This window comes from Kitasatospora saccharophila, from assembly GCF_039529925.1.
GTDB classification, from domain to species: Bacteria; Actinomycetota; Actinomycetes; order Streptomycetales; family Streptomycetaceae; genus Kitasatospora; species Kitasatospora saccharophila.
Map to the genome: position 1 here is coordinate 16,141 of NZ_BAAANS010000050.1, position 25,937 is coordinate 42,077.

General features: G+C 73.6%; 24 protein-coding genes and 2 pseudogenes. 16 read left to right on the top strand and 10 right to left on the bottom strand.

Going from position 1 to position 25,937, the window contains the following annotated elements; translation table 11 throughout:
* Nucleotides 1–139 precede the first annotated feature (139 nt).
* The 6 genes from ABD345_RS29690 (at nucleotide 140) to ABD345_RS29715 (ending at nucleotide 8,968) form a co-directional block, all read left to right on the top strand.
* Entirely contained in the window at nucleotides 140–2,311 is a 2,172-nt protein-coding gene (locus tag ABD345_RS29690; RefSeq protein WP_344556557.1) for an MMPL family transporter, read from the top strand.
* Nucleotides 2,312–2,353: 42 nt separating this feature from the next.
* Nucleotides 2,354–2,725: a DUF488 domain-containing protein gene (locus ABD345_RS29695; protein WP_344556559.1), complete on the top strand. Its 372-nt coding sequence runs from the start codon at nucleotides 2,354–2,356 to the stop codon at nucleotides 2,723–2,725.
* Between the two features lie 57 nt (nucleotides 2,726–2,782).
* Nucleotides 2,783–4,465: an aspartate-alanine antiporter gene (aspT, locus tag ABD345_RS29700; RefSeq protein WP_344556561.1), complete on the top strand. Its 1,683-nt coding sequence runs from the start codon at nucleotides 2,783–2,785 to the stop codon at nucleotides 4,463–4,465.
* 6 nt (nucleotides 4,466–4,471) lie between these two features.
* Entirely contained in the window at nucleotides 4,472–6,169 is a 1,698-nt protein-coding gene (gene aspT / locus ABD345_RS29705) for an aspartate-alanine antiporter (RefSeq protein WP_344556563.1), read from the top strand.
* A 22-nt stretch (nucleotides 6,170–6,191) separates the two neighbouring features.
* A complete protein-coding gene (locus tag ABD345_RS29710; protein ID WP_344556565.1) occupies nucleotides 6,192–7,844 on the top strand; it encodes a bifunctional aspartate transaminase/aspartate 4-decarboxylase in 1,653 nt (550 codons plus the stop codon).
* 260 nt (nucleotides 7,845–8,104) lie between these two features.
* The gene (locus ABD345_RS29715; protein ID WP_344556567.1) at nucleotides 8,105–8,968 is read left to right on the top strand and encodes a universal stress protein; all 864 of its coding nucleotides are present in this window, start codon (nucleotides 8,105–8,107) and stop codon (nucleotides 8,966–8,968) included.
* A gap of 43 nt (nucleotides 8,969–9,011) precedes the next feature.
* Here the strand turns inward: ABD345_RS29715 and ABD345_RS29720 are convergent, their stop codons facing one another.
* Nucleotides 9,012–9,641 carry a TetR/AcrR family transcriptional regulator gene (locus ABD345_RS29720; protein ID WP_344556569.1) on the bottom strand — a complete coding sequence of 210 codons (630 nt, stop codon included), beginning with the start codon at nucleotides 9,639–9,641 and terminating at the stop codon, nucleotides 9,012–9,014.
* Nucleotides 9,642–9,888: 247 nt separating this feature from the next.
* On the opposite strand from ABD345_RS29720, the gene ABD345_RS29725 reads away from it, so the two are divergent.
* The gene (locus tag ABD345_RS29725) at nucleotides 9,889–10,653 is read left to right on the top strand and encodes an SDR family NAD(P)-dependent oxidoreductase (protein WP_344556571.1); all 765 of its coding nucleotides are present in this window, start codon (nucleotides 9,889–9,891) and stop codon (nucleotides 10,651–10,653) included.
* Between the two features lie 58 nt (nucleotides 10,654–10,711).
* Here the strand turns inward: ABD345_RS29725 and ABD345_RS29730 are convergent, their stop codons facing one another.
* On the bottom strand, nucleotides 10,712–11,041 hold the full coding sequence (locus tag ABD345_RS29730) for a MoaF-related domain-containing protein (protein WP_344556573.1): 330 nt from the start codon (nucleotides 11,039–11,041) through the stop codon (nucleotides 10,712–10,714).
* 114 nt (nucleotides 11,042–11,155) lie between these two features.
* Nucleotides 11,156–11,551, bottom strand: coding sequence for a guanyl-specific ribonuclease (locus ABD345_RS29735; protein WP_344556575.1), 396 nt, complete (start codon nucleotides 11,549–11,551; stop codon nucleotides 11,156–11,158).
* A 517-nt stretch (nucleotides 11,552–12,068) separates the two neighbouring features.
* Between ABD345_RS29735 and ABD345_RS29740 the strand changes: the two genes are divergently transcribed.
* Nucleotides 12,069–13,232 (top strand): glycoside hydrolase family 16 protein, encoded by a 1,164-nt coding sequence (locus ABD345_RS29740; protein WP_344556577.1) that lies wholly within the window; start codon nucleotides 12,069–12,071, stop codon nucleotides 13,230–13,232.
* Between the two features lie 31 nt (nucleotides 13,233–13,263).
* On the opposite strand, the gene ABD345_RS29745 is transcribed toward ABD345_RS29740, so the two are convergent.
* The gene (locus ABD345_RS29745) at nucleotides 13,264–13,731 is read right to left on the bottom strand and encodes a hypothetical protein (protein WP_344556579.1); all 468 of its coding nucleotides are present in this window, start codon (nucleotides 13,729–13,731) and stop codon (nucleotides 13,264–13,266) included.
* Between the two features lie 90 nt (nucleotides 13,732–13,821).
* Between ABD345_RS29745 and ABD345_RS29750 the strand changes: the two genes are divergently transcribed.
* From ABD345_RS29750 to ABD345_RS29765, 4 genes are all read left to right on the top strand, one after another.
* Nucleotides 13,822–14,379 (top strand): hypothetical protein, encoded by a 558-nt coding sequence (locus ABD345_RS29750; RefSeq protein ID WP_344556581.1) that lies wholly within the window; start codon nucleotides 13,822–13,824, stop codon nucleotides 14,377–14,379.
* Between the two features lie 215 nt (nucleotides 14,380–14,594).
* On the top strand, nucleotides 14,595–15,173 hold the full coding sequence (locus ABD345_RS29755; RefSeq protein WP_344556583.1) for a hypothetical protein: 579 nt from the start codon (nucleotides 14,595–14,597) through the stop codon (nucleotides 15,171–15,173).
* Entirely contained in the window at nucleotides 15,163–15,882 is a 720-nt protein-coding gene (locus ABD345_RS29760) for a Fic family protein (RefSeq protein WP_344556585.1), read from the top strand. The genes ABD345_RS29755 and ABD345_RS29760 overlap by 11 nt, the downstream gene beginning before the upstream one ends.
* Nucleotides 15,836–17,149, top strand: coding sequence for an SUKH-4 family immunity protein (locus tag ABD345_RS29765; RefSeq protein WP_344556587.1), 1,314 nt, complete (start codon nucleotides 15,836–15,838; stop codon nucleotides 17,147–17,149). The genes ABD345_RS29760 and ABD345_RS29765 overlap by 47 nt, the downstream gene beginning before the upstream one ends.
* A gap of 28 nt (nucleotides 17,150–17,177) precedes the next feature.
* Here the strand turns inward: ABD345_RS29765 and ABD345_RS29770 are convergent, their stop codons facing one another.
* Complete coding sequence (locus tag ABD345_RS29770; protein ID WP_380275378.1) at nucleotides 17,178–17,948, bottom strand: IclR family transcriptional regulator; 771 nt, start codon at nucleotides 17,946–17,948, stop codon at nucleotides 17,178–17,180.
* Nucleotides 17,949–18,084: 136 nt separating this feature from the next.
* On the opposite strand from ABD345_RS29770, the gene aceB reads away from it, so the two are divergent.
* Together aceB and ABD345_RS29780 are read left to right on the top strand one after the other, a co-directional pair.
* Entirely contained in the window at nucleotides 18,085–19,731 is a 1,647-nt protein-coding gene (gene aceB / locus ABD345_RS29775) for a malate synthase A (RefSeq protein ID WP_344556591.1), read from the top strand.
* An 83-nt stretch (nucleotides 19,732–19,814) separates the two neighbouring features.
* Entirely contained in the window at nucleotides 19,815–20,201 is a 387-nt protein-coding gene (locus ABD345_RS29780) for an allophanate hydrolase-related protein (protein ID WP_344556593.1), read from the top strand.
* A gap of 23 nt (nucleotides 20,202–20,224) precedes the next feature.
* On the opposite strand, the gene ABD345_RS29785 is transcribed toward ABD345_RS29780, so the two are convergent.
* Complete coding sequence (locus tag ABD345_RS29785) at nucleotides 20,225–20,599, bottom strand: hypothetical protein (RefSeq protein WP_344556595.1); 375 nt, start codon at nucleotides 20,597–20,599, stop codon at nucleotides 20,225–20,227.
* A gap of 86 nt (nucleotides 20,600–20,685) precedes the next feature.
* Between ABD345_RS29785 and ABD345_RS29790 the strand changes: the two are divergent.
* Nucleotides 20,686–21,427, top strand: a pseudogene (locus ABD345_RS29790) (RNA-guided endonuclease InsQ/TnpB family protein); the annotation flags it as partial.
* Nucleotides 21,358–21,543, top strand: a pseudogene (locus ABD345_RS29795) (hypothetical protein); the annotation flags it as partial. The pseudogenes ABD345_RS29790 and ABD345_RS29795, both read left to right, overlap by 70 nt.
* 127 nt (nucleotides 21,544–21,670) lie before the next feature.
* Here ABD345_RS29795 and ABD345_RS29800 read toward each other — a convergent pair.
* From ABD345_RS29800 to uraH, 4 genes are all read right to left on the bottom strand, one after another.
* Nucleotides 21,671–23,053, bottom strand: a complete 1,383-nt coding sequence (locus ABD345_RS29800; protein ID WP_344556597.1) for an 8-oxoguanine deaminase — start codon at nucleotides 23,051–23,053, stop codon at nucleotides 21,671–21,673.
* Nucleotides 23,014–24,438: a nucleobase:cation symporter-2 family protein gene (locus tag ABD345_RS29805; protein WP_344556599.1), complete on the bottom strand. Its 1,425-nt coding sequence runs from the start codon at nucleotides 24,436–24,438 to the stop codon at nucleotides 23,014–23,016. Before ABD345_RS29805 ends, ABD345_RS29800 begins: the two co-directional genes overlap by 40 nt.
* A 209-nt stretch (nucleotides 24,439–24,647) precedes the next feature.
* Entirely contained in the window at nucleotides 24,648–25,568 is a 921-nt protein-coding gene (gene pucL / locus ABD345_RS29810; RefSeq protein ID WP_344556601.1) for a factor-independent urate hydroxylase, read from the bottom strand.
* 30 nt (nucleotides 25,569–25,598) lie between these two features.
* Nucleotides 25,599–25,931, bottom strand: a complete 333-nt coding sequence (gene uraH / locus ABD345_RS29815) for a hydroxyisourate hydrolase (protein ID WP_344556603.1) — start codon at nucleotides 25,929–25,931, stop codon at nucleotides 25,599–25,601.
* Nucleotides 25,932–25,937: the final 6 nt, after the last annotated feature.

Sequence of the window (25,937 nt, forward strand, 5' to 3'; positions counted from 1 at the left end):
GCTGCGGGTCCCAGCCGAGGACGCCTCCCGGTCGGGCGTCCCCGGCCGGGACTTGGAACGGGCCGCCAAGTGGGCTCCAAGAGCGGCCTTCCACACTGGGGTCCGACCTCGTTCGACCGCTGCACGGAAGGCTTCTGCAATGTCCACACTCCTCGGCCGCCTCGGCGGGGCCGCGGCGGCCCGGCCCTGGCGCACCGTCGCCGCCTGGGTGCTGCTGATAGGCGCGGTGCTCGGCCTGGCGCAGGCGTTCGGCGGCGAGCCGCGCGACAACTACCGGATCCCCGGCACCCCGTCCACCGCCGGGATGGACCTGCTGAACGCGCGCTTCCCGGAGACCTCCGGCACCAGCGCCCGGGTGGTCGTGCACGCCCGCGACGGCGAGGAGCTGCCCGCCGACGCGCTGGCCGCGCTGCGCGGCAGCCTGGCGAGGGTGCCGCACGCGCTGTCGGTGAGCGAGCCGGTGCCGTCCCGGGCCGGGGACACCGCGCTGCTGACGGTCGGTTACGACGTCAAGGTGACCGCGTTCAAGGGCTCCGAGGGTCTGGACGCGCTGCGGGACGCCGCCCGGGCCACCACCGGCGCCGGGTACCAGGTCGAGTTCGGCGGCGAGCTGCCGGAGAACTTCAGCGCCCCGAACGGGACGGCCGAGGCGATCGGCATGGGCGCCGCGCTGGTGATCCTGGTGGTCGCGCTGGGCTCGGTCACCGCGGCGGGCCTGCCGCTGCTGGTCGCGCTGGCCGGGCTGGGCGCCGGCACCGGGCTGATCACCCTGCTGTCGGCCGTCGTCGACATCAGCGACATCGCGCCCACGGTGGCCTCCATGGTCGGCCTCGGCGTCGGCATCGACTACGCGCTGCTGCTGGTCTCCCGGCACGTGGAGGGGCTGCGCCGGGGCCTGGACGCCCGCGCCGCCGCCACCGAGGCGAACGCCACCGCGGGCTCCTCGGTGGTGGTCGCGGGGGCGACGGTGCTGGTCTCGCTGCTCGGCCTCAAGCTGGCGGGCCTGTCCACCTACGCCTCGTTCGGCTACGCCACCTTCGCCACCGTCGGCGCCGTGATGGCGGCCGCCCTGACGCTGGTGCCCGCGCTGGCCGCGCTCGCCGGCCCGCGCCTGCTGCGCCGCGCCGAACGCCGCGCCCCCGTTCCGCCCGCGGAACGCCACGGCTCCGCCCCCGCCCCCGCCGCGGAAGGCGCGACCCGCACCGAGCGCTGGGCCCGGCTGATCGGCCGCCGCCCGGTGACCGCCGCGCTCCTGTCGCTGGCCGTGCTGCTCGCGCTGGCCGCCCCGATGCTCGGCATGCGCACCTGGCCGCAGGACGCCGGCAGCCAGGCGTCCGGCAGCACCACCCGCAAGGCGTACGACCTGATCGCCGACGCGTACGGCCCCGGCGCGAACGGGCCGCTGCTGCTGGCGGTCGACCTGGATCGACTGCCCGCCGCCGAACTCCCGTCGCTGGAGCAGAAGCTGGCGGCGGAACCGGGCGTCGTCGCGGTCCGCCCGGCGCTGGTGAACGCGGCGGGCGACGCCGCGGTGATCAGCGTCCAGCCCGCCACCGGCCCGCAGGACGAGGCCACCGTCGAGCTGCTGGACCGGCTGCGCGACGGCGCGCTCCCGGCCGGGGTGCAGGTCACCGGCACGGTCGCGGCCTTCTCCGACATCTCCGACCGGCTCTCGCAGCGGCTGTGGGTGGTGGTCCCGTTCGTGGTGGTGCTGGCGCTGATCCTGCTGACCGTGCTGTTCCGGGCGCCGGTGATCGCGGTCAAGGCCGCCGCGATGAACCTGCTGTCGGTGGCCGCCGCGTACGGGGTGATGACGGCGGTCTTCCAGCACGACGCGGGGGCGAAGCTGCTCGGGCTGCCGCACGCGGTGCCGGTCTCCAGCTGGGTGCCGATCCTGATGTTCACCGTGCTGTTCGGCCTGTCGATGGACTACGAGGTGTTCCTGCTCTCCCGGGTCCGCGAGGACTGGCTGGCCACCGGCGACGCCCGCGGCAGCGTGGTGCGCGGGCTGTCCGCCACCGGGCGGGTGATCAGCAGCGCCGCGGCGATCATGGTGGCGGTGTTCACCGGCTTCGCGATCGACCCCGACATCACGGTCAAGATGATCGGCGTGGGCATGGCCGCCGCCGTCCTGGTGGACGCCACCGTGGTCCGGATGGTCCTGGTGCCCGCGACCATGACCCTGCTCGGCCGCCACAACTGGTGGCTGCCCCGCCGGCTGGACCGCCTGCTCCCGCAGCTGCGGATCGAGCACGGCGACGCCCCCGCCCCCGCCGTCCCCGCCCCCGCCGGGCAGCCGGTCGAGGTCTGACCCCGTCCGCGCCGCTCCCGCCCCCCGGGCCCCGCCGCGCTTATGGTGGGGCCCGTGGGCGTACGGGTGGAGCGGGTGTACGAGGAGCCGGACGGCGGCCTGCGGGTGCTGGTGGACCGGCTGTGGCCGCGCGGGCTGCGCAAGGAGGACGCGCACCTGGACCGCTGGGCGAAGGAGGTGGCGCCCTCCACGGAGCTGCGCCGCTGGTTCCACGGGCCTGACGGGCGGTACCCGGAGTTCGTCCGGCGCTACCGGGCCGAGCTGGAAGGGCCGGACGCGCGGCGGGAGTTGGACGGGCTGTGCGAGGCGGCCGGCTCCGGGGAGCTGGTGCTGCTGACGGCGGTGAAGGAGCCGGGGCACAGCCACGCGGAGGTGCTGCTGGAAGTGGTGCGGGAACGCTGCGCACGGCGATGATGATCATGGCGGCGTGTTAAATCGGACATATGGCTCCAATTCCGCTCTAATACGCTCATGAGTCTCCTGCGTGAGAACGCCGTTCTCGCCCTCTTCTTCTGCCTGGGCCTGGGCTACCTGGTCGGAAAGCTCCGCGTCGGACCGATCCAACTGGGCGGCATCTGCGGCGTCCTGATCGTGTCGATGCTGGTCGGCGCCCAGAACGTCTCGGTGAACGCGGACGTCAAGAACGTCGCGTTCGCCCTGTTCATCTTCTCGCTCGGCTACATCGCCGGCCCGCAGTTCTTCGCCAACATGAACGCCAAGGGCCTGCGCTTCGGCGTGCTCTCCGTCATGGAGGCGATCGTCGTCGTCCTGATGGCGCTCGGCATCGCCAAGGGCTTCGACCTCGACGTCGGCACCGCCGCCGGCATCCTGGCCGGCGCCGCCACCGAGTCCGCCGCCGTCGGCACCGCGCAGGACGCGATCGCCAAGCTCCCCGGCATCACCGCCGACCAGACCACCCAGCTGCAGGCGCACGTCGCCACCGCCTACTCGGTCTGCTACCTGTTCGGCCTGATCAGCATCGTCCTGCTGACCAGCCAGCTGTTCCCGCTGCTGATGCGGATCAAGCTGCCCGAAGCCTCCCGCCGGGTCTGGGAGAAGATGCGCGGCGAGGGCGGCGAACTGGAACCCGGCGAGGCCCCCTCGCTGCCCGCCCTGGTCGGCCGCACCTACCTGGTCTCGCAGGGCGAGGGCACCCGGATCAGCCAGGTCCAGGAGCGCTCCGGCCAACTCGTCACCGTCGAGGCCGTCCAGCGCGGCGGCAAGAAGCTCGGCGTCGACGACGACCCGGTGCTGCGCCGCGGCGACCAGGTGCTGGTGGTCGGCCGCCGCGCCGCCGTGCTGGACGCCGGGCACGAACTCGGCCCCGAGACCAGCGGCGTCCCCGGCCTGGACAGCCCGATGGCGGTCCGCCAGGTCGTGGTCACCAACAAGGAGGTCGCCGGACGCACCCTCAACGCCGTCCGCGACCAGGACCACGACGTCACCGGCGGCGTCTTCCTCACCGACATCCAGCGGGTCGACCACCACCTGCCCGCCGTCGGCGAGACCGAGGTGCACCGCGGCGACACCCTCACCGTGGTCGGCGCCCGCTCCCGGGTCGAGAAGTTCGCGGGCAAGGTCGGCGCCACCGTCCGCTCCGACACCGCCGACTACATCTACATCTCGCTCGGCATCTGCCTGGGCGTCCTGCTCGGCAAGGTCAACATCCACTTCGGCGAGGTCAACCTGACCCTCGGCACCGGCGGCGGCTGCCTGATCTCCGGCCTGGTCTTCGGCTGGTTCCGCTCGCTGCGCCCCACCTTCGGCGCTTACCCGCCGGCCGCCGCGCAGACCATGAAGGACCTCGGCCTGGCCATGTTCATCGCGGTCACCGGCATGGCCGCCGGACCCGACGCCGGGCCGCTGCTCAAGCAGTACCCCGTGCTGCTGCCGGTCTCCGGGATCCTGATGGTGGTCGTCCCGGCCTTCCTCGGCCTGTTCATCGGACGCCGCTTCCTCAAGATCGAACCGCCGATCCTGGTCGGCGCGATCGCCGGCCAGCAGTGCTCCACCCCCGCGATCACCGCCGTCGGCAACGTCGCCCAGAGCAGCGTCCCGATGCTCGGCTACACCATCACCTACACCATTTCCAACTTCCTGCTGCCGCTGACCGGACCACTGTTGGTCGGTCTGGTCGGCCTGGGCGGGGGATGAGGACCCATGGACTGGATCACCGACCACGTCTTCAAGCCCTACCCCGAACTGCTGATCTTCCTGACCATCGCGATCGGCTTCCTGGTCGGCCGGCTGCACTGGAAGGCCATCGGCCTGGGCGCCGTCACCGGCTGCCTGATCGCCGGGCTGTTCACCGGCTGGGTGACCGAGGTCGAGGTCAACGGCACCGTCAAGTCGGTGTTCTTCATCATGTTCCTGTTCGCCCTCGGCTACAAGGTCGGCCCGCAGTTCTTCCGCGGCCTCAAGAAGGACGGCCTGCCCCAGGTCGCGGTCACCGTCGCGGTCTGCCTCAGCGGCCTGGCGATCTGCTGGGGCTTCGCCGAGATGCTCGGGTACGGCCCCGGCCTCGGCGCCGGACTGCTCGGCGGCGCGCTCACCCAGTCCGCCGTCATCGGCGTCGCCCAGGACGCCATCGGCGGCCTGCCCGGCCTCAGCCAGGACCAGATCACCGCGCAGCAGAACCTCGTCCCGATCGGGTACGCCGTCACCTACCCGCTCGGCACCATCCTGTGCGCGATCCTGCTGGCCAACATCGCCCCCCGCTTCCTGCACAGCGACCTCGCCGCCGACTCCCGCGAACTGGCCGCCGAACTCGACGCCCCCGCCGACGACCCCGACCTCGCCGAGGGCTACTACGAGGTCGTGCTGCGCGCCTACACCGCCGTCAACGGTCCGATCGGCTCCACCATCGAGCAGTTCGAACAGCGCGAGCAGGCCGCCGGCCGCCGGGTCTACCTCACCCGGGTCCGCCGCGACGGCAAGATCCTCGACCACGACCAGCAGACCGTCATCGAGCGCGGCGACGTGCTCGCCGTCAGCGCGCTCCGCCACGACCTGGTCGAACTCGACCCGGTCGGCGCCATCGGCCCGGAGACCGACGACGTCGAACTGCTCGGCTACCAGACCGAGCACCTGCACGTGGTCGCCTCCGAGAAGGCCCAACTCGGCAAGACCATCGCGGAGCTCCGGCGCGAGCCGTTCATGGTCGGGGTGTTCGTCGACAAGGTCTACCGCTCCGGCGCCGAGTTCCCCTACCGGCTCACCACCCAGCTCGAACGCGGCGACACCCTGCTGCTCTCCGGCCCGCAGCGCCTGGTCGGACCGGCCGCCGCGGCGATCGGCAAGCCCGTGCCGACCAGCTTCGCCACCGACATGACCTGGGTGGGCCTGGGCATCTTCCTCGGCGGCTGCATCGGCATCCCCGCGCTCACCCTCGGCGGCGTCCCGATCAGCCTGTCCACCTCCGGCGGCGCGCTGATCATGGGCCTGGTGTTCGGCTGGATCCGCGGCAAGTACCCCACCTACGGCAACGTGCCGCCCGGCGCCCAGTGGTTCATGGACACCCTCGGCCTGTGCGCGTTCGTCGCCATCGTCGGCATCAACGCCGGGCCGAGCTTCACCAGCGGCCTCTCCCAGGCCGGTTGGGGCCTGCTGCTGTGGGGCGCCGTCGCCACCGTCGTCCCGCTGGTCGTCGGCCTGCTGGTCGGCCACTTCGTGTTCAGGATGCGCCCGCCGATCCTGATGGGCGTGGTGGCCGGCGCGCAGACCACCACCGCCGCGATCGGCGCCATCAACGAAGCCTCCCGCAGCCAGATCCCCACCCTCGGCTACACCATCCCGTACGCCGCAGGAAACGTCCTGCTGACCATCTGGGGCGCCGTCATCGTCGCCCTGCTCGGCTAGTCGCCCCGGAAGGACCCGCACCATGAGCAAGCCGTCGATCAGCCGCGAGGAGATCCAGCGCCTCTCCCGGCTCAGCCCGTTCGAACTCAAGGGCGAGTTCATCGCACTCGCCGAGCGCTACCAGGCCGACCAGCCCGGGCAGAAGGACAAGTCCACCGTCCACATGCTCAACGCGGGCCGCGGCAACCCCAACTGGGTCTGCACCGGCCCCCGCGAGGCGATGCTCGCGCTCGGCCACTTCGCGCTCGGCGAGTCCCGCCGGGTCTGGACCGCCGACAACCTCGGCGGCATGCCCGAGCAGAAGGGCATCGCCGCCCGCTACGACCACTTCGCCCGCTCCCACCCCGAACTGCCCGGCATCGACCTGCTCACCGCCTGCACCGGCCTCGCCGTCGACCGCTTCGACCTCGACCGCGACGCCTTCCTGCACGAGCTCGCGGACGCCGCGATCGGCGACAACTACCCCGTCCCCGACCGGATGCTGACCTGCGCCGAGCAGATCGTCACCGGCTACCTCCAGGACGAACTGATGGACCGCCGGCCCCCCGAGGGGCAGCTCGACCTGTTCGCCACCGAGGGCGGCACCGCCGCGATGTGCTACGTCTTCGACTCGCTGATGAAGAACGGCATCCTGCACAAGGGCGACAAGATCGCCCTGATGGTGCCGGTCTTCACGCCCTACATCGAGATCCCCGAACTCGACACCTACGAGTTCGACGTCGTCCTGGTCCAGGCGTCCTCCTTCGCCGAGGCCGGCGTGCGCGAATGGCGCTACCCCACCGAGGAGGTCGCCAAGCTCGCCGACCCCGCCGTCAAACTGGTCTGCCTGGTCAACCCCAGCAACCCGCCCTCGCTGGCGCTCTCCCGGCGGGTCGCCGACCAGATCGGGTCCATCGTCGCCACCGACAACCCCGGCCTGATCATCGTCACCGACGACGTCTACGGCACCTTCGTCGACCACTTCCGCAGCATCGCCGCCGACCTGCCCCGCAACACCCTGCTCGTCTACTCCTACTCCAAGCACTACGGCGCCACCGGCCACCGCCTCGGCGTGATCGGCCTCCACCGCGACAACGTCATCGACGACGCCCTCGCCGCCCTCCCGCAGGCCGAGAAGGACCGGCTCGCCAAGCGCTACGGCAGCCTCAGCCTCGACCCCGGCAGCATCCGGTTCATCGACCGCCTGGTCGCCGACTCCCGCCAGGTCGCCCTCAACCACACCGCCGGCCTCTCCCTCCCGCAGCAGGCCCAGCTCACCCTGTTCTCGCTCTTCGCGATGCTCCCCGAGGGCAAGGCGTACAAGGCCAAGGTGCAGGCCATCGTCAAGCAGCGCCTCGACCTGCTGCTCGAAGGCTCCGGCATGAAGATCTCCGAGGACCCGCAGCGGGCCGGCTACTACATCGAACTCGACCTGCTCGCCGAGGCCGAACGCACCTCCGGCCCCGACTTCGCCGCCTACCTGAAGAAGAACTACGAACCCACCGAACCCCTGTTCCGGCTCGCCGAGCAGACCGGCGTCGTCCTCCTCAACGGCGGCGGCTTCGACGGCCCCGAGTGGTCGGTCCGGGTCTCCCTCGCCAACCTCGACGACCTCGACTACCTCAAGATCGGCCACCACCTGAAGGCCATCTTCGACGACTACCGCGCCGAGTGGCAGTCCGCCGGGGGCAACTGACACCCCGTCGCACCGCCCGCCGGGGCCGCGCTCCTCGCCGGGGGGCGCGGCCCCGGCCGGTCAGTGCGGTTCCTTCCGGGCCGACCGGGAACCGGCCGTGGTGCTCTGCCCGGGCAGCGGGATCCGCATCCTGCGGGCCTCGGCGCGGGACCCGGCGGGGTCCGGGGACGGGGGCGGGGCCGGTCCGGGTTGGCCGGGCGGGGTGGGCGGCGCATGCTGGAGGGGAGTGGCCGGGGCGAGCCCGGTCCGAGGAGTGCGCCATGGAGATCAGGGCAGCGAACGGGGTGGTGGCGGGGATCGACGGGTCGGTGCCCGCGGCCGAGGCCGCCGAGTGGGGCGCCCGGGAGGCCGAGTGGCGGGGGACCGGGCTGCACCTGGTGCACGCCGTCAACACCGGGACGGTGACGCTCTCGCCGCGCGCCGGCGCCACCGTCACCGACCTGATCCTGCGCGAGGCCGCCGAACTGCTGGAGGCGGTGCAGGCCACCCTGGAAGCCGCCCATCCCGGACTGCGGATCACCGGCGACGTGGTGCCGCGCGACGCCGGGGAGGCGGTGCTGACCGCGGCCGAGCACGCCTCGCTCGCGGTGCTCGGGACCCGCGGCCACGGCGGCTTCGCCTCGCTGCTGCTCGGCTCGGTCAGCCTGCGGGTGGCCGCGCACGCCGCCTGCCCGGTGGCGGTGGTCCGCGGCGCCGAGCACCCGGACGGGCCGGTGCTGGTCGCCGTCCACGACGAGCGCGACGCCGCCGCGCTGCGCTTCGGCTGCGAGACCGCCGCCCGCCGGGGCCTGCCGGTGCGGGCGGTGCACGCCTGGTCGCCGGTGGTCGCCGACGTGGGGCGGATGGCGCCGATGGTCGACGAACTGGGCGAGGAGGCACAGCTGCACGAGCAGCTGCTGCGCCGCACCTGCGACCCGGTGCGCGAGGACTACCCGGACGTCGAGGTGGAGAGCCACCAGCTGACCGGCTCGGTCGCCGCGACCGTGGTCGAGGAGTCCCGGACCGCCGCCCTGGTGGTGCTCTCCCGGCACGAGCCCGCGCCGCGCTTCGGCCTGCGGCTGGCCACCCCGGTGCACGCCGTGCTGCACCACGCGCACTGCCCGGTGGCGGTCGTCCCGGTGTGAGGGGGGCCGGCCGGCGCTCGCGTCGGTCCGGTCGGCGTTCGCGTCAGGCGGGGGGCAGCAGCGGACCGGCGAGGCGGCGGAAGGCGGTCTCGACGAGGTCGGCGGCGTCCGAGGGGGGCGTGTCGCGGGCGGCCCAGGTCTCGACGGCCACCCGCATCGCGGTGTTCGCGGCGGCGGCCAGCAGCCGGGCGTCCAGCCCTTCGGCGTCCAGGCCGGTGAGCCGGGCCAGGACGGGGCGCAGCGCGGCCTCGGCGTCGTGGTGGACCCGGTGCCAGACGTCGCGCAGGGCCGGGTCGTCCGGCATGGCGCGCAGCAGGCCGCGGGTCCAGGCCAGCGACTCGGCGGGGCGGCCGGGGGCGGGGGCGAGGGAGGCGCGGGCGGAGTCCAGCAGGGCGGTGAGCGGCGGGACGGCCGGGTCGGTGGCGGCGAGCAGGGCGATCCAGTGGCGGGAGCCCTCGGCGAGCAGCGGGGCGACCGCGTCCTCCTTGGTGCGGAAGTAGCGGTAGAAGGTGCGCAGCGAGACGCCGCAGGTGCGGGCGACGTCCTCGGCGGTGGTGCCCTCGGCGCCGTTCTCGGCGAACAGGCGGGCGGCGGCGAGGGCGATCTCCTGCTGGGTGGCGGCCTTGCGGCGCTCGGTCAGGGAGAGCGGCGGGCGGTCGTCGGGCGCGGGCATCTGCGGGTCCCCCGGTGCGTGCGGTCGGTGGCGTGCGTGGGTCATGTGGCGTGCGTGCGTGCGTGCGTGCGTGCGTGCGTGCGTGCGTGCGTGCGGTCGGCGGCGTGCGCGGGTGCGGCCGCGGCGGCCTCCAGCCTAGCCGGGGGACGTCACGGGATGCGGGTGTGGCACAACGTGCCACTTAGGCGTACCGTGCACTCAACGGGCCGGACAGCGGGCCCGTCCGCACCACAGGGAGACCCCCGTCATGAAGCGTTTCGAAGGCCGCCGCGTCCTGGTCACCGGCGCCGGATCCGGCATCGGCCGGGCCACCGTCCACCGGATCCTCGCCGAGGGCGGCACCGTGGTCGCCGCCGACGTCGCCGAGGCCGGACTCGCCGCCACCCGCGCGCGGGCCGAGGCCGACGGCACCGCCGACCGGCTGGGCACCGTGGTCGTCGACATCTCCGACGAGGAGTCCGTCCGGGCCGGGATCGGCGGCTCGATCACCGGGCTCGGCGGCCTGGACGTGCTGGTCAACGCCGCGGGCATCCTGCGCTCCGCGCACACCGAGCACACCACGCTGGAGTTCTGGAACCGGATGCTGGCGGTCAACCTGACCGGCACCTTCCTGGTCACCCGCGAGGCGCTGCCCGCGCTGCTCGCCACCGGCCGCGGCGTGGTGGTCAACTTCTCCTCCACCTCCGCCGCCTTCGCCCACCCCTACATGGCCGCGTACGCCGCGACCAAGGGCGGCATCCAGTCCTTCACCCACGCCATCGCCGCCGAGTACGCCAAGCAGGGCCTGCGCGCCGTCAGCGTCGCGCCCGGCTCGATCGCCTCCGGCATGACCGCCGACCCCGGCCTGCCCGAGGACGCCGACATGTCGTGGTTCGCGAAGCTGCAGCCCGCGATCGGCGAGGGCTTCGCGGGCCCCGAGACGGTGGCCGGCGTGATCGCCATGCTGGCCTCCGACGACGGCGCGTTCGTCACCGGCACCGAGATCCGGATCGACGGCGGCACCCACGCCTGACCCCGCCGCTCCCTCCCGGGCGCGGGGCCGACCGGCCGGAGTCCCGGGCGCCCTCGGGCTACCAGGAGGGGGTGAGGGTGCCGGTGTGCAGCTCGCCGACCCGGCCGGTCTCGCCCTCCCAGGTCCAGAACACCTTCACCGTCAGGGCGTCGAGGTCCATCACGTGGCTGACGGTGATGCCGCTGCGCTCCGTCCAGGAGACGAACCAGACGTTCGGGCCGACCGCCGCGACGTGCAGCGGGACGTCCTCGTGCTGGCCGGCCGACTCGCCCAGGCCCTCCCAGTGCAGCCGGGTGCCGTCCGCGGAGTAGGCGTTGCGGAAGGAGGCGCCGTTGTCGACCTCGAAGAGGTAGGTGCGGCCGGCGAAGCCCGGCAGGGGGGCGTTCATGGGAGGTCCTTCGGGCGGTCGGAGCGGTGGTCGGATCGGCGGGCACGGTCGGGGTGGCCGCACCCGCCCAACCTATCGGACCGGCGCCCGGGCCGGGGCCCGGACCGGTGCGGGTCAGCAGCCGAAGTTGACGCGGTAGAACGTCGCGTAGTGGTCGGCCGTGTAGTAGTCCTCGTGGTAGACCTTGCCGGTGATGACCCGTCGGGTGCCGCGGGTCGAACTGCCCGGGGTGATCACGGTGTACTCGTGGTAGTAGCCGGACGCCTGCGCGGGCAGGATGCCCTCCCGGTTCTGGAACACCACGCCGTCCTGCGAGTAGGGGAACGGCCCGCCCGCGTCGATCAGGCGGATGGTGTCGCGTCCCTGGCTGGGCAGCGCCGAGTAGCAGATGTTCCCGCTGACCGCGGCCTGCGCCTGGCCGGTGGCCGCCAGGGTGGGGGCGAGGGTCAGCAGGCCGAGGGCGGCGACCGAGACGGCACGGATCTTCAACGCGCGTAGAGTCATTCGCATGGCAGCAGTCTGACGGCTCGTCGGCTCCGGCGGAACCCTTGGCGCGAACACTTCACGTGCGGGTCACCGCCGGACCACCCCGGCGACCCGCCCCGTACCGACGGCGACCCGCCCCGTACCGACGGCGACCCGGGGGCGGGCCCGGATCGGCCCGGACGGTGGTGACGGAGCGTGATGTGAGAGTGCTCTCAGCCGGGCCGGGATCCTTGGAGACAAAGCGACAATCTGCCTAGCCTGCGGGTGCGTCCAGGATCGGACGCACCCGCCGTCGGGACGCCGAATCCCGCCCGGTCGACGGCGTTCCCACAGCACACCACGGGCGGGAGCGGGGGACCCACGGCAGTACGCCGTGCCAGGCCACCCGCCCCTGCCCGGCGGCGCGGCCCGCGGCACGGCTCGGGGTGAAGCCGCGCGCACGCGCTCCTCGCGCGTCCGCGGGCGGCCGGGCGTGCGCGGAGAGTCACGCGGCGGCCCGAACCCGACAGCTCACCCCGCAGGCGTCGCGGAGGACCCACCCATGCGACCCAACCCCCTCGCTCTCGCCACCCCCGCCCGGCTCGGCGTCCTGGCCGGCGCCGCCGCGCTGGTCGGCGTGCCGCTCGCCGCGCCGGCCGGCGCCGCCGTCCTCACCGGGACCGCCACCGGCGTCGTCCAGGACCGGCTCGCCCCGGCCGGGATGACCGCGGGCAGCGCGAGCACCGCCTCGCTCACCCTGCACGCGAGCCGCTGCTTCACCGCCAAGACCGTCGGCGTCGGCGTCCGCGACGCCGCCGGGACCAACCTGGACTTCCCCGGCAGCGCGAGCAACGTCCGGATCTGCCCCGGCGGGACCACCGTCACCACCGGCGCCCGCACCCTCCCGGCCGGGAGCTACACCCAGTTCGGGTTCTGGCAGGACACCGCGGGGAGCTGGCACAACCTGCCCTCCCGGACGCTCACCGTGACCGACGCCGCCCCGGGCACCCCCACCGCCCCCGCCGCGCCCGCCGTCCCCGTCCCGGGCAAGGCGCTGACCTGGTCGGAGGAGTTCTCCGGCCCGATCGACTGGGGCACCAAGTGGACCGGCGACCGCAGCAGCGCCTACCGCTACGGCAGCCACAACCCCGACGACAACAAGCTCGACTGGCTGGCCCCGTCCGCCGTCACCGTCTCCGGCGGCGTCGCCACCTTCACCGCCACCCCGTCCGCGCACACCCTGGAGAACGGCGAGCGGGCCTGGGACACCGGGCTGCTCACCACCGAGTACAGCAAGGACGGCTTCCAGGTCCGCACCGGCGACTACATCGAGGCCCGGGTGAAGCTGCCCGCCGGCGACGGGGCCTGGCCCGCGCTGTGGACCTGGAAGGACGGCGGCAACGAGATCGACAGCTTCGAGTACCACCCCGACAACCCGAACCTGCTGGAACTCTCCAACCGGATCCGCTCCGGCCTGAAGTACCACACCGACGCGAACGCGATCGCCCCCGACCGCTGGGTCACCATCGGCACGTACTACGGCGCCGACTCGGTCGACTGGTACGTCAACGGCGCGAAGGTGTTCTCCGACGGGACGGGCGTCGGCGCGAACTGGTCGGCCTACCCCATCCTCAACCTGTCGCTCAGCGCCGGGCAGTACCACCCGGCGGCGAGCGGCAGCGCGCCGGTCGCGTTCGGCGCCGACTACCTGCGGGTCTACCGGTGACCTGCGGCTGACCGCCCGCCGGGGCGGAGCGTCAGGAGACGGTGAGGGCGAACGGCGTCCGGTTGTTCACCGGGTTGCGGTCGTCCGCGCTCACCACCCGCACCTGCCCCACGGTCCTCAGGCCGTGGGGCAGGCCCGCGTCCGCCCGGACCGGCACCAGCGCGGTCGCGGAGCGCAGCGGGGGGAGGCCCGCCGGGAAGGTGCAGCTCACCGTCCGCCCGGTGGCCGTGCAGGAGGACGGGAAGTAGGGGCCGGCGGGAGTGAAGCCCGGCGGCAGCTCGACCAGCACGGTGAACGGCGAACCCGCCGTCTGCGGGCCGCCGTTGGCCACGAAGGCGTGCACCGTGGTCGTCCCGCCGGGGGCCACCGGGTCCGGGTCCAGGCGCACCACCTTGAGGTCCGAGTCCGAGGTCGCGGCGGCCGCGCCCGGTGCGGCCAGGGTGCCGAGGGCGCCCAGGGCGAGCGCCGGGGCGGCGAGCAGGGAGACGAGGCGGCGCACGGGCCCTCCTACGGGGTGTCGACGGGTCTTCACCCAGCGTAGTGGCGGGTGCTCCCGGTGGCGTCGGACCACGCCGCTACAGTGCGCCGCATGACCTCTCCGTCCGCGTCACCCGCCGCCCCGCCCTCGCTGATCGACGCCGTCCGCGCGCACGAGGACGCGGCCGACTTCCTGCGTTGGCCCGGCGAGCTCGACCTCGACCACTACGAGCACGGCGAACCCGTCCACCTCGCCTCCGGGGCCCGGCTGGAGGTCTTCGCCAAGGACGGCGCCGGCGGGACGTACTTCTTCTGCGGCGAGGGCGGCGAGGAACGGCCCGTCCTGTACGCCGACTCCGAGGGCGGCGCCGCGCTGCTCGCCGTCGGCCTGCCCGAACTGCTGCGCCTGCTGCTGGTCGTGCCCTGGTGGCGGGACTGCCGGGAGTTCACCGCCGAGGAGAGCCGGGAGATCGCCGCGGAGCACCTGGAGGACGAACCCGACCTGGACGCCGGACGCGCGGCGGCGGCCGCCGCCCTCGGGATCGAACTCCCCACCGAGGCCGAGGTGTTGACCCGCCTGCGGGAGCGGGCCACCGTCACCGGCCGCGACCACCGGCTGATCTTCACCCCCGAGGGCACCGAGTACCGGCCCCTGATCGCGGGGGCCTGATCGCGGGGGCCGTCCGCGGGGCGGGCGGAAAACCGGGTGACGCGGCGGGGGCCGGGTGGCACCATCGGGCGGCCGCCCGGACCCGCCGGGCCGACCGTCGGGAGACCGCCGTTTCCGTTCGTCAGCATCCGTGGAACCTGGCCTGGGCCGAGGTCGATCCGGCCCGGCACCCGTTCGAGCTGGACGCGGCGGGGGAGGACGAACTCGCCGCCGCCGTGCTCGCGTTGCGGCCGCCGGGGCGCTACGGGCCGGACGGGAACGAGTTCACCCAGCGGGTGACGGCGCTGCTGGTCGGACGGTACGGGGCCTGGGCGTGCGGGTGGTGGTGGGCGGTGGGGGAGGGCGGCAGCGCCGGGCCGGTGCAGAGCTGGTGCTGCGCGTGGCACTCGCTGCGGCCGGGGCCGGAGGCGGCGGCGCGGGCGGTCGTGGCCGCGCTGCTGGAGTGGCGGGAGTGGCTGGAGCTGTCGGCGGAGCGGTTCGCCGAGCTCGCGCCGCCGCCCGGCGCGACGGAGGAGGACCGGAGCTGGGCCGTGCAGCGGGCGTCCTCCCGGCTGGTGACGGTGGTGGTGAGCGCGACGATGGCCCAGTGCGGCTGGCACAAGCTCGCCCGACGGACGCTCGCCTGGTACCTGGACTCGACCGGGGTGCCGGAGGAGCGGGCGGTCGGGCTGGTCGAGCGGGCGATCGGGGGGCGCTTCGCGAGCTGGACCGCGCCGGGCTTCTCGCTGGTCGACGCCGTCGGGGAGGACCTCGCGTTCGGCGTCACCGGCCACCGGCCCTACCGTGACCACTGACGCGCTCGCCGCCTGGCGCACCGTCAGGCGGCAGGTCGACTGGGCGGCCGTCGGCGGCACCGCCGACGCCGCCGATGCCGCTCCGGTGCGCCCCGTGACCGACGGACTGACCGACTGGATCGCGGCGGAGGGGGCCGTCCGGGGCGCCGGACGGGCCCGACGGATGCTGGCGGCCGGCGAGTTGATGCGGGCCGACGTCGCCGGGGGGCGTCCGCTCACGCCCGAACTGCTGCTCGGCTGGCAGCGGGTCGTCCTCGGTGACGAGGCGGTGGACTTCCGGCGCACCGACGCGTTCGCGAAGGGCGGCCGGGAGCGGTACGGGTACGCGCCGTCGCTGCGCGAGGACTTCGCCGGGTGCCTGCGGGAGAGCGCCGACCCGGCCCCGGGGCCGGCCGCGCGGGCGGCCCGGGCGTACCTGGACGTCGCGTTCTTCCACCCGTTCCCGGACGGCAACGGGCGCTGCGCGATGCTGGCGCTGTGCCACGTGCTGGAGTCGGCGGGGATCGGGCTCGACCTGGTCGGGCCGCTGACCGTCACCCGCTACGCCGACGATCCGGCGGGCGCGGCCGATCTCGCCGTGCTGGTGGGGGTGCTGGCCCGGGCGGCCCGGCGGCGGGCCGCCCGCCGGGCCGGCCGTCGGCGCGCGCCGGTAGCGTGGGGGCATGGGATCTTCGCGGGGGGCTGCCCGCCGGCAGTCGTGGACGGCTGAACTACCCGGGGCGGCAAGGGAGTTCCTCGACGCCGCCGGGGTGGAGTGGGAGCCGCTGAACGAGGGCGGGCTGCGGACCTTCGCCCGGTACGTGCGGGAGCACGCGGACGGGCAGGAGGAGGTCCTGCAGGCCGGGCTGCGGATCATGGTCGACCTGAAGCGGCACTTCGAGGGGCCGGTGCACGAGGCGCTGCTCGCCGAGTACCGGGAGGGGGCGGAGGGCGGGCTCGCCGACATGGTGGACGGCATCCGGGTCTGCGCGGACCGGTTGGACGTCGCGGCCGAGGTGATCGCGGTCATGCAGAACGAGGTGGTCGAGGAGTTGGCGGCGCTGGCCGCCGACCGCACCGGCCCGCCGGAGCGGCGCGCCGCCGCCGCGCGCAAGCACGTCGACCACCTGGAGGAGCACCTGCTGCACTACGTGGTCGACCAGGTCAACGAGGTCGCGGTGGCCGGGCTGACCGAGGCCGTCGAGGGGGCCGCCGCCCCCGGGCGCCCGGCCTCCGCGGCGCTGCTCGCCGCGCTCGACCGGGACGCGGACGCCGTCCCGGGCCACCGGGTGCTCTCGTCGGCGCGGGTGGAGCGCGCCGCCGGGGCGATGCAGTGCCTGACGGGCCGGGCCGAGCTGCTGACGGAGCTGCTCCGGGCCCGGGCGAGGACCGTCGACTTCCGCTCCCCGCCCGGCCCCGACGACGCGGTCCACCGGGAGTTCCTGATCGACCGGGGCACCGCGCTGGCGGTGTTCGGCGCCGACGGGACGGTCACCCTGACCGCACCGGAGCTGCTGGCCCGGGTCGGACACCGGCCGACCCGGGTGTTCCTGCGGGACGTCGGCCTGCCCGACGACGCGGTGTTCTTCGGGGTGAGCCAGGAGTACTGCGACGGCGAGGCGGAGATCGGCGACCGGGCGTGGGCGCCGCACGCGGGGCCGTTCGACCCGGCGCCCTGGCTGTGCGTCGGCGGCTTCGGCGGCGACGGCTTCCACCTCGACACCGCCACCGGCACGGTCTACTGCGTCCCCGAGGAGGGCGAGGCGCACCCGGTGGCGAGCAGCCCGGACCGCTTCGTCCTGGCGCTGTCCGCGCTGGAGACCGAGCGCCCGCTGTACGACCCCGAGCGGCAGCGGTTCGACGGCCTCGACCCGGAGGGCGTCGAGGACCGCTTCCTGGCCCTGCTGCGCCGCACCGACCCGGGGCTGCCGCCGGGCCCGGGGTCGTTCTGGTCCCGCGCCCTGGAGCACGTGCACCGCGGGCTGAACTGCTACTGACCGGTGCGCGAAGGGAGTTGACGAACCGTCAGAGGACTTCGCCGAGGCGGGCGGCGATGCCCTGCATGAGGGGGACCAGCCCGGCGGCGCCGGACTGGGCTTCGAGGGCCTGGATCCGGGCCTCGGGGCCGGAGACGGAGAGCGCGGTGGGGGTGGGCGCGCCGGGGACGGCGACGGCGATGCAGCGGACGCCGATCTCCTGCTCCTGGTCGTCGACCACGTAGCCCAGGTCGCGGGCGGTGGCGAGCCGGCCGAGCAGCGCGGCGGGCTCGGTGACGGTGTACGGGGTGTGGGCCTGGAGCGGGCCGGGGCCGAGCAGGGCGCGGGCCTCGTCCTCGGGGAGCTGGGCGAGCAGCGCCTTGCCGACGCCGGTGCAGTGCGGCTGGACGCGCCGGCCGACCTCGGTGAACATCCGCATCGAGCGGCGGGACTGCACCTGCCCGACGTACACCACCTCGCCGCCCTCCAGCACGGCCAGGTTGGCGGTCTCGCCGGTGGCCTCCATGAGTTCGGCCAGGTAGGGGCGGGCCCAGGAGCCGAGCAGGCGGCCCGCGGTCTCGCCGAGGCGGATCAGGCGCGGGCCGAGGGTGTAGCGGCGGGCGGTGTCCTGCCGGACGTAGCCCTGGGCGACCAGGGTGCGCACCAGGCGGTGGATGGTCGGCATCGGCAGGCCGGAGGTGGCGGAGAGCTCGCTGAGGGTGGCGATGCCGCCGGAGTCGGCGAGCGCCTCCAGGAGCTGGAAGGCGCGCTCGACGGACTGCACCGAGCCGGTGGTGCGTTCGGTGGAGGTGCTGGCCACGAGCGTTCCTTTCGCCGTCCGGGGAGTCCGGGGGAGGAGTAGAGTCCACGCGATCATCAACAAACCGTTGAAATTCTGTATCGCGGAAACTAGTCTCCACTGTACAGAACGGAACAGCCCGAGGAGAGTCCTGCCCATGGCCGCCGCAGATCAGGGTCCGTCCCCCGCCGTCCCCGGTGTCACGGTCGCCGGTCCGCCGGTGCCGCGTGCCGAGGAGGTGCTGACCGCCGGGGCGCTGGAGTTCGTCGCCGACCTGCACCGCACGTTCGACGGCCGCCGCCGCGAACTGCTGGCCGCCCGCCGCGAGCGCCGCGCCGAGATCGCCCGCACCGGCACGCTGGACTTCCTGCCGCAGACCGCCGACGTCCGCGCCGGGGACTGGAAGGTCGCCCCCGCGCCGCGCGCCCTGCTGGACCGCCGGGTCGAGATCACCGGCCCCACCGACCGCAAGATGGTCGTCAACGCGCTCAACTCCGGCGCGAAGGTCTGGCTCGCCGACTTCGAGGACGCCACCGCCCCCACCTGGGAGAACGTCCTCTCCGGGCAGGTCAACCTGATCGACGCCTTCGAGGGCCGGATCGACTTCACCAGCGCCCAGGGCAAGGCGTACGCCCTCAAGCCCGCCGGCGAACTCGCCACCGTCGTGGTCCGCCCGCGCGGCTGGCACCTGGACGAGCGGCACCTCACCGTCGACGGCGCCCCGGTGGCCGGCGCCTTCGTCGACTTCGGCCTGTACTTCTTCCACAACGCCGCCCGGCTGCTCGCCAAGGGCGAGCAGGACCCGAACTCCGGCCCCTACTTCTACCTCCCCAAGACCGAGAGCCACCTGGAGGCCCGGCTCTGGAACGAGGTCTTCACCCACGCCCAGGCCGCCCTCGGCATCCCGCACGGCACGATCCGCGCCACCGTGCTGATCGAGACCATCACCGCCGCCTTCGAGATGGACGAGATCCTCTACGAACTGCGCGACCACGCCGCCGGGTTGAACGCCGGCCGGTGGGACTACCTGTTCTCGATCGTGAAGAACTTCCGGGACGGCGGCGAGCACTACGTCCTGCCCGACCGCAACACCGTCACCATGGCCTCCCCGTTCATGGCCGCCTACACCCGGCTGCTCGTGCGGACCTGCCACCGGCGCGGCGCGCACGCCATCGGCGGCATGGCCGCGTTCATCCCCTCCCGCAAGGACCCGGAGGTCAACGCCGCCGCCCTGGTCAAGGTCCGGGCCGACAAGGAGCGCGAGGCCGGCGGCGGCTTCGACGGCTCCTGGGTCGCCCACCCCGACCTGGTCCCGGTCGCCCGGGAGTGCTTCGACGCCGTGCTCGGCGAGCGCCCGCACCAGAAGGACGCCCCCGGCTCGCCCGAGCCGGTCACCCCCGCCCACCTCCTCGACGTCGCCGGGGCCGGCGGCAGCTGCACCCGCACCGGCCTGCACAACGCCGTCCAGGTCGGCGTCCGCTACATCGAAGCCTGGCTGCGCGGCCTCGGCGCGGTCGGCATCTTCCACATGATGGAGGACGCCGCCACCGCCGAGATCTCCCGCTCGCAGATCTGGCAGTGGATCCACAACGGCGTGGTGCTCGCCGACACCGGCGAGAAGACCACCGCCGAACTCGTCCGCCGCCTGGTCGCCGAAGAACTCGCCTCCCTCCGGGCCGAGTCGGGCGAGGAGGCGTACGCCGCCGGCCGCTGGACCGAGGCCGCCGCGCTGTTCGAGCAGGTCGCCCTCGCCGAGGACTTCCCGGACTTCCTCACCCTCCCCGCGCTCGCCCTCATCGACTGAACGAGCGCCCTGCCCGCTCCGCCCCGTACCGCCGGCACCCTCACGCCGGCCGCGGTACGGGGCGGCCCGACGAAAGGAGCACCATGGCACGCGTCTTCTTCAACGGCCAGGCGATGACCGGCGGCCCGTTCCACGCCAAGGTCCACGGCCACCTGGTCGGCCCGGCCGCCACCGCCCCCGGCTACCGCTTCTTCTCCATCCGCGACGAGTGCCCCGCCCTGCTCGCCGACCCGGGCGTCGACACCGCCATCGAGGGCGAACTGTACGACCTCCCGCTGGAGCACCTCCGGGACGCCGTCCTGCCCGGCGAACCGCTCGAACTGGAGCTGGGCGTCATCGAGTTGGCCGACGGCACCCCCGCGCTGTCGATGGTGCTGGCCCGCGGCCAGCTGGAACGCGGCGTGCACCGCGAGATCACCCAACACGGCGGCTGGCGCGCCTACTTGGCGACCCTCGGTCGCGAAGCCTGAACTCAACTCCGGAGCACCGGAGTTCAGAACACCGCCTGCAGCAGGCCCCCCAGCAGCAGCACCGAACTCGGCAGCGCCGCCAACCCCGCGCGCACCCGGTGCCACCGCCGCCGCGGCAGGCCGAGCACCACGCGGCCCAGCAGGCCCACCAGCACCCAGCCGAGCACGGTCAGCAGCAGCAGCGGCACCCCCAGGATCAGCCACGGCAGCACGCCGTCGTTCTCGGTCGGCTCCCGGGAGGTCCAACCCAGCGCGTGCAGCGGGTAGCTCTTCAGGAAGAAGGCCGCCAGCCAGACCGGGACGACCAGCAGAACCCCGTACACCAGACCCGCTGCACCGGCCACCGCCCAGCGCACCGGCCCGGCCGGGGCGGCGGTCGGGGGAGAGGAGTCGTACACGGGGCGCCTCCGGGGCGGGAGAAAGAAGTAGGTATCGGGCAGGGTACGCGTCGGTTGGAGCGGCCCTCGCCCAGGTGCGCAGGTAGGGGGCGCCCCGGTACAAATCCCGCAGAGAAACCCGGCAAGCCGTCCGGTTCACCGCGAACGCCCGTTGGTCGATCACAGCTGGTGGGAAGTTGCGCCTGCCGAAGATCGGGGACGTCAAGGTGAAGTGGTCCCGCACACTGCCGTCGACGCCGTCGACGGTGACGGTGGTCAAGGACAGCGCGGGCCGGTACTTCGCGAGTTTCGTCGTCGAGACCGCCAACTCGGAAGAAACGTTGCCGGAGACCGATGCCGTGGTCGGGATCGACCCGGGGCTCAGGTGCTTCGCGGTCCTTTCCGACGGCCGGAAGATCGACAGCCCGCGTTTCCTGCGGCGGGCCGAGAAGAAGCTGAAGAAGGCCCAGCGCGCCCTGTCCCGGAAGGAGAAGGGCTCCCGCAACTGGGACAGGGCCCGCACCAAGGTCGCCCGCGCTTGTGCACGGATCGCCGATGCGCGGCGCGAGTTCCACCAGCCAGGTGTGCTCGTACTGCGGCACCAAGGACGGCCCCAAGCCCCTTCAGGTCCGTGAATGGACGTGCGGGGCGTGCGGAGTTGTCCTCGACCGGGATGTCAACGCGGCGGTCAATGTCGCCGAAGCCGCCGGACTGGCGGTGCCAGCCTGTGGAGCGCAGGCAAGACGGGCATCCGTGCCCGCACAGCGCGAAGAAGCAGGAACCTGGCCGGCTACCGGACCGGCCCCGCCCCCTCCGGCACCGGCAACCGCCACACCTTCGGCGGCCTGACCGACGCCGCGTTCCGCCTCGTCCCGCTGCTGGAGGCCGGGCAGGACGCGGGCTGGCCGTGGGAGCGGGACCAGCGGGGCTCGAAGAAGCACCCGGAGGTCCGGCCGCAGCGGTAGCGCCGCACCGGCCGGGCGCGCGACGGGCAGGGGTCGGCCCCGGACCCTTCGCCGTGGGTCCGGGGCCGTTGGTCCGGGGGCCCGCCGTCGTCCCTGGCGGTGGGCCCCCGGGGCTCGGTGGGGGTGGTCAGCCGCGGGCGGCGAGGTCGCGGGCGGCGCGGGCGGCGGCGAGGGCGATGCGGTCCTCGTCGGCGGTGGTGAGGCGGCCGTTCTCGACCACCGCGTTGCCGTTGACGAACAGGGCGGCCAGCGGGGGGAGGGCGCCGAGGACGAGGGCGGCGACCGGGTCGGCGATCGAGGAGTGCAGGACGCCGTCGACCTTCCAGAGGGCGAGGTCGGCGAGCTTGCCCGGTTCGATCGAGCCGATCTCGCGCTGGCGGCCCAGCACCCGCGCGCCGCCCATGGTGCCCAGGCGCAGCGCCTGGCGGACGGTCAGGGCGTCGGGGCGGCCGTGCAGGCGGTTGATCAGCAGGGCGTTGCGCAGTTCGGTGCCGAGTTCGCCGGACTCGTTGGAGGCGGTGCCGTCCACGCCGAGGCCGACCGGGACGCCCGCCTTCAGCATGTCGGGGACGCGGGCGGTGCCGGCGGCGAGCCGGGCGTTGGAGGACGGGCAGTGCGCGACGCCGGTGCCGGTCTCGGCGAACTTGGCGATGTCGGAGTCGTTCATGTGGACGCAGTGCGCCATCCAGACGTCCTCGCCGAGCCAGCCGGTCGACTCGAAGTAGTCGGTGGGGCCCATCCCGAACAGCTGCTTGCAGAACTCCTCCTCCTCGGCGGTCTCCGAGCCGTGGGTGTGCAGCCGCACGCCCTTGCGGCGGGCCAACTCGGCGGACTGCCGCATCAGTTCGGTGGAGACCGAGAACGGGGAGCAGGGCGCGACGGCGACCTGCAGCATCGAGCCGAACGAGGCGTCGTGCCACTTGTCGACGGCGCTCTCGGACGCGGCGAGGATCTCGTCGGTGTCCTCCACCGCGTGGTCCGGCGGCAGGCCGCCGTCCTTCTGGCCGCGGTCCATCGAGCCGCGCAGCGCGGTGAACCGCAGGCCCAGCTCCTGCACACCCGCCACCGAGGCGCCGAGCACGTCGCCGCCGCCGCGCGGGAAGACGTAGTGGTGGTCGGAGGCGGTGGTGCAGCCCGACTTGAGCAGCGCCGCGGCGGAGCCCTGGGTGGCGGCGTGCACCAGGTCCTCGTCGATGCGGGCCCAGGTCGGGTAGAGCGCCACCAGCCAGTCGAACAGGATGCTGTCCTGGGCCAGGCCGCGGGTGATCCACTGGTAGAAGTGGTGGTGGGTGTTGACCAGCCCGGGGGTGAGCAGGTGCCCCTCGCCGTTGATCCGGCGCGCCACGTTCTCCAGCCAGGCGGGCGCGGGCCCGTCGCCGACCGACTCGATCGTGTTGCCGAGCAGGACCACGTGGCCGCGGGCGTACTCGGTGTCCCGGGCGTCGACGGTGGCGATCGCGACGTTCTCGATCACGGTCCGCCGGTCGGCGGCGGGGGGCTGGACTGCCATGGGGGTACTCCTTGGAGGGAACGGCCGGCGGAGCCGACGTGGTGGAACAGCAGGTTGAGCAGCACCGCGGCCAGGCAGCCGGCCGAGATGCCGGAGTGCATCAGGGTGCGGACGGCCTCCGGGAACCCGTCGTAGAAGGTCGGTGCGGCGATCGGGACGATCCCCACCCCGAGCGCGACCGACACCAGGATGGTGTGCGAGGTGGACTCCATCCCGGCCTCCGCGAGGGTGCGGATGCCGGACGCCGCGACGGTGCCGAACAGCACGATCCCCGCGCCGCCGAGCACCGGCTGCGGCACCAGCGACACCAGCGCGCCGAGCACCGGGAACAGGCCCAGCAGCACCAGGATGCCGCCGCCGGCCGCGACCACGTACCGGCTGCGCACCCTGGTGAGCGCCACCAGGCCGATGTTCTGGGCGAACGCGCTGCACGCGAAGCCGTTGAACACCGGGCTGACCGCGGTGGCCAGGCCGTCCGCGCGCAGGCCCGCCGCCAGGGTGCGCTCGTCCGCCTCGCGGTCGACGATCCGTCCCAGCGCCAGCATGTCGGCGGTGGACTCGGTCATCGACACCACCATGACGATGCACATCGACACGATGGCCGCGGCGTCGAACCGCGGCCCGCCGAAGTGGAACGGCGAGGGCAGCGCGAACACCTGCGCGTCGCCGATCCCCGAGAAGTCGGCCAGGCCGAGCGGGAAGGCCGCGAGGGTGCCGACGGCCAGGCCGATCAGCAGCGACATCTGCTGCCAGAAGCCGCGCAGCAGCCGGTTGCCGAGCACCACCGCGCACAGCGTGAACGCGGCCAGGCCGACCGCCTTCGCCGAGCCGTAGCCGGGCGCGCCCGGCGAGCCGCCGCGCGCCCAGTTGACCGCGACCGGCAGCAGGGACACCCCGATCAGGGTGATCACGGTGCCCTGCACGACCGGCGGGAAGAACCTGACCAGCCGGCAGAAGTACGGCGCCGCGAGGAAGCACAGGACCCCCGCGACGATCACCGCCCCGAAGATCACCGGGAGGGCGTCCTTCGGGCCCCCCTTGCTTTCGATCGAGCCCTTGGCGATCGCCAGCATCGGGGCGACGCCGGCGAACGAGACGCCGTTGACGAACGGGAGCCGGGCCCCGATCCGCCAGACGCCGAGGGTCTGGAGCAGGGTGGCCAGCCCGGCGGTGAACAGGCTGGCCGATATCAGCAGGGCGAGTTCGCCGGGGGTCAGCCCGACGCCCGCGCCCACGATCAGCGGTGGAGCGACCACGCCGGCGTACATCGCGGCGACGTGCTGCAACCCGGTGCCGAACAGCTTCGGCGGGGAGAGCACCTCGTCGACCGGGTGGGTGGTGGGGGTGGAACCGTCGTCGGTGGTGGGGGTGGTGCGGAGTGCCATGGAAGAGCCCCTTTGCTGCCCCTGGCTCTCGGCGCAACCCGGGCGCTGGAGAGGGTGGTGGATCGGCCGGAGGGCGGGACGACGGTGCAGGGTCCCTCGGCGTGCTCTCCGGCTCCCGGGACTGCCGCCGTGAGGGCGGGCACGGTCTCCGAACGGTGTGGGGGAGGGAGAGGAGAACTGCGGTGCTGAGTGCGTGAGTTGACGGATCGTCAGGAAACCGGGATGACCGGGGTGACGCCCTCGCGGTGCACGGTGCCCTCGATCAGGCCGTACATCCGGTCGGCGGCGAAGTAGACCTCGTTCTCGTTCTTCAGTCCGAACGGCTCCAGGTCGACCAGGAAGTGGTGCTTGTTCGGCAGCTCCAGGCGGACCTCGTCCACCTCGGCGCGGTTGTTCAGCACCCGGGTGCCCATCGCGTGCAGGGTCTGCTGCAGCGAGTACGAGTAGGTCTCGGCGAACGCCTCCAGCAGGTGGCGGCGCACCTGCTGGTACGAGCGGTTCCAGTTCGGCTCCGGCTCGCCGTCGCGGCCGTGGAAGCCGAACGCCCAGCGGGCGGTCACCTGGGTGGCCAGGATGCGGTCGTACGCCTCCTGGAGGGTGGTGTACCCGTCCTTGATGTAGCCCCAGAACTCGGAGTTGGTGGTGTTCATCACCACCAGGTCCTTGAGCCCGGAGACCACCCGGAACCGGTCGCCGTCGTACACCACCTCGGTGGTGCGCACCTCCTGGCCCTTGCGGACGAAGGAGTGGCCGACCTCCTCGGAGCCGATGAACCGGGAGGAGGAGTCGGGCGTCCTGATCCGCTCCCAGCCGTACTCCTCGATCCGGATCCGGGCGCTGTGCACCACGCCGCGCTCGGTGTCCTCGACGAAGTGCCGGGCCAGCCGGACGCCGAAGCCCTCGGCGGACTCGATGCCGTGCTCCTTGGCGTAGGCGTACACGGTGTTCTTGGTGGTGTCGGTGGGCAGGCAGTTGGCGTTCGAGCCGGTGAGGTGCACGTCCTCGAACGCGCCGCGCAGCGAGACCGAGACGTTCAGGTCCTTGATCTCGTGGCGGGTGGAATCGCGGTAGACCCGGACGATGCGGTTCTCCGCCTTGCCGTACTGGTTCTGACCGAGCACGTGGGCCATGGGTGGCTCCTAGGGTTCCTGGCGGCCTACCTAGCTTCCGCGGTAGACCGAGTAGCCGAACGGGTTGAGCAGCAACGGCACGTGGTAGTGGTGCTGCGCGGGCGCGACCGTGAAGACGATCGACACCTCGGGGAAGAACGGCCGCTCGGCCGACCCCGCGTAGTACGCGGCGGTGTCGAAGAGCAGCCGGACGACCGAGCCCGCCTCCGCGGCCGGCAGGTCCGCGACCCGGCCGTCGGAGTCCGTGGCGGAGGCGCCGAGCACCTTCCAACCACCCTCGGTGTGCAGTGCCAGCTCGACCGGTACGCCCGCGGCCGGGCGGCCGAGGCTGGTGTCGAGCACATGCGTGGAGATGCCGGTCATGGGGGG

Coding starts and splice junctions, on each gene's coding strand:
- ABD345_RS29730 (WP_344556573.1), bottom strand. CDS start 11,041: ATGAACGCCCCCCTGCCGGGCTTCGCCGGCCGCACCTACCTCTTCGAG.
- ABD345_RS29805 (WP_344556599.1), bottom strand. CDS start 24,438: ATGGCACTCCGCACCACCCCCACCACCGACGACGGTTCCACCCCCACC.
- uraH (WP_344556603.1), bottom strand. CDS start 25,931: ATGACCGGCATCTCCACGCATGTGCTCGACACCAGCCTCGGCCGCCCG.
- ABD345_RS29690 (WP_344556557.1), top strand. CDS start 140: ATGTCCACACTCCTCGGCCGCCTCGGCGGGGCCGCGGCGGCCCGGCCC.
- ABD345_RS29710 (WP_344556565.1), top strand. CDS start 6,192: ATGAGCAAGCCGTCGATCAGCCGCGAGGAGATCCAGCGCCTCTCCCGG.
- ABD345_RS29720 (WP_344556569.1), bottom strand. CDS start 9,641: ATGCCCGCGCCCGACGACCGCCCGCCGCTCTCCCTGACCGAGCGCCGC.
- ABD345_RS29765 (WP_344556587.1), top strand. CDS start 15,836: ATGGGATCTTCGCGGGGGGCTGCCCGCCGGCAGTCGTGGACGGCTGAA.
- ABD345_RS29725 (WP_344556571.1), top strand. CDS start 9,889: ATGAAGCGTTTCGAAGGCCGCCGCGTCCTGGTCACCGGCGCCGGATCC.
- ABD345_RS29750 (WP_344556581.1), top strand. CDS start 13,822: ATGACCTCTCCGTCCGCGTCACCCGCCGCCCCGCCCTCGCTGATCGAC.
- aceB (WP_344556591.1), top strand. CDS start 18,085: ATGGCCGCCGCAGATCAGGGTCCGTCCCCCGCCGTCCCCGGTGTCACG.
- pucL (WP_344556601.1), bottom strand. CDS start 25,568: ATGGCCCACGTGCTCGGTCAGAACCAGTACGGCAAGGCGGAGAACCGC.
- ABD345_RS29740 (WP_344556577.1), top strand. CDS start 12,069: ATGCGACCCAACCCCCTCGCTCTCGCCACCCCCGCCCGGCTCGGCGTC.
- ABD345_RS29715 (WP_344556567.1), top strand. CDS start 8,105: ATGGAGATCAGGGCAGCGAACGGGGTGGTGGCGGGGATCGACGGGTCG.
- ABD345_RS29800 (WP_344556597.1), bottom strand. CDS start 23,053: ATGGCAGTCCAGCCCCCCGCCGCCGACCGGCGGACCGTGATCGAGAAC.
- aspT (WP_344556563.1), top strand. CDS start 4,472: ATGGACTGGATCACCGACCACGTCTTCAAGCCCTACCCCGAACTGCTG.
- aspT (WP_344556561.1), top strand. CDS start 2,783: ATGAGTCTCCTGCGTGAGAACGCCGTTCTCGCCCTCTTCTTCTGCCTG.
- ABD345_RS29695 (WP_344556559.1), top strand. CDS start 2,354: ATGGTGGGGCCCGTGGGCGTACGGGTGGAGCGGGTGTACGAGGAGCCG.
- ABD345_RS29780 (WP_344556593.1), top strand. CDS start 19,815: ATGGCACGCGTCTTCTTCAACGGCCAGGCGATGACCGGCGGCCCGTTC.
- ABD345_RS29735 (WP_344556575.1), bottom strand. CDS start 11,551: ATGCGAATGACTCTACGCGCGTTGAAGATCCGTGCCGTCTCGGTCGCC.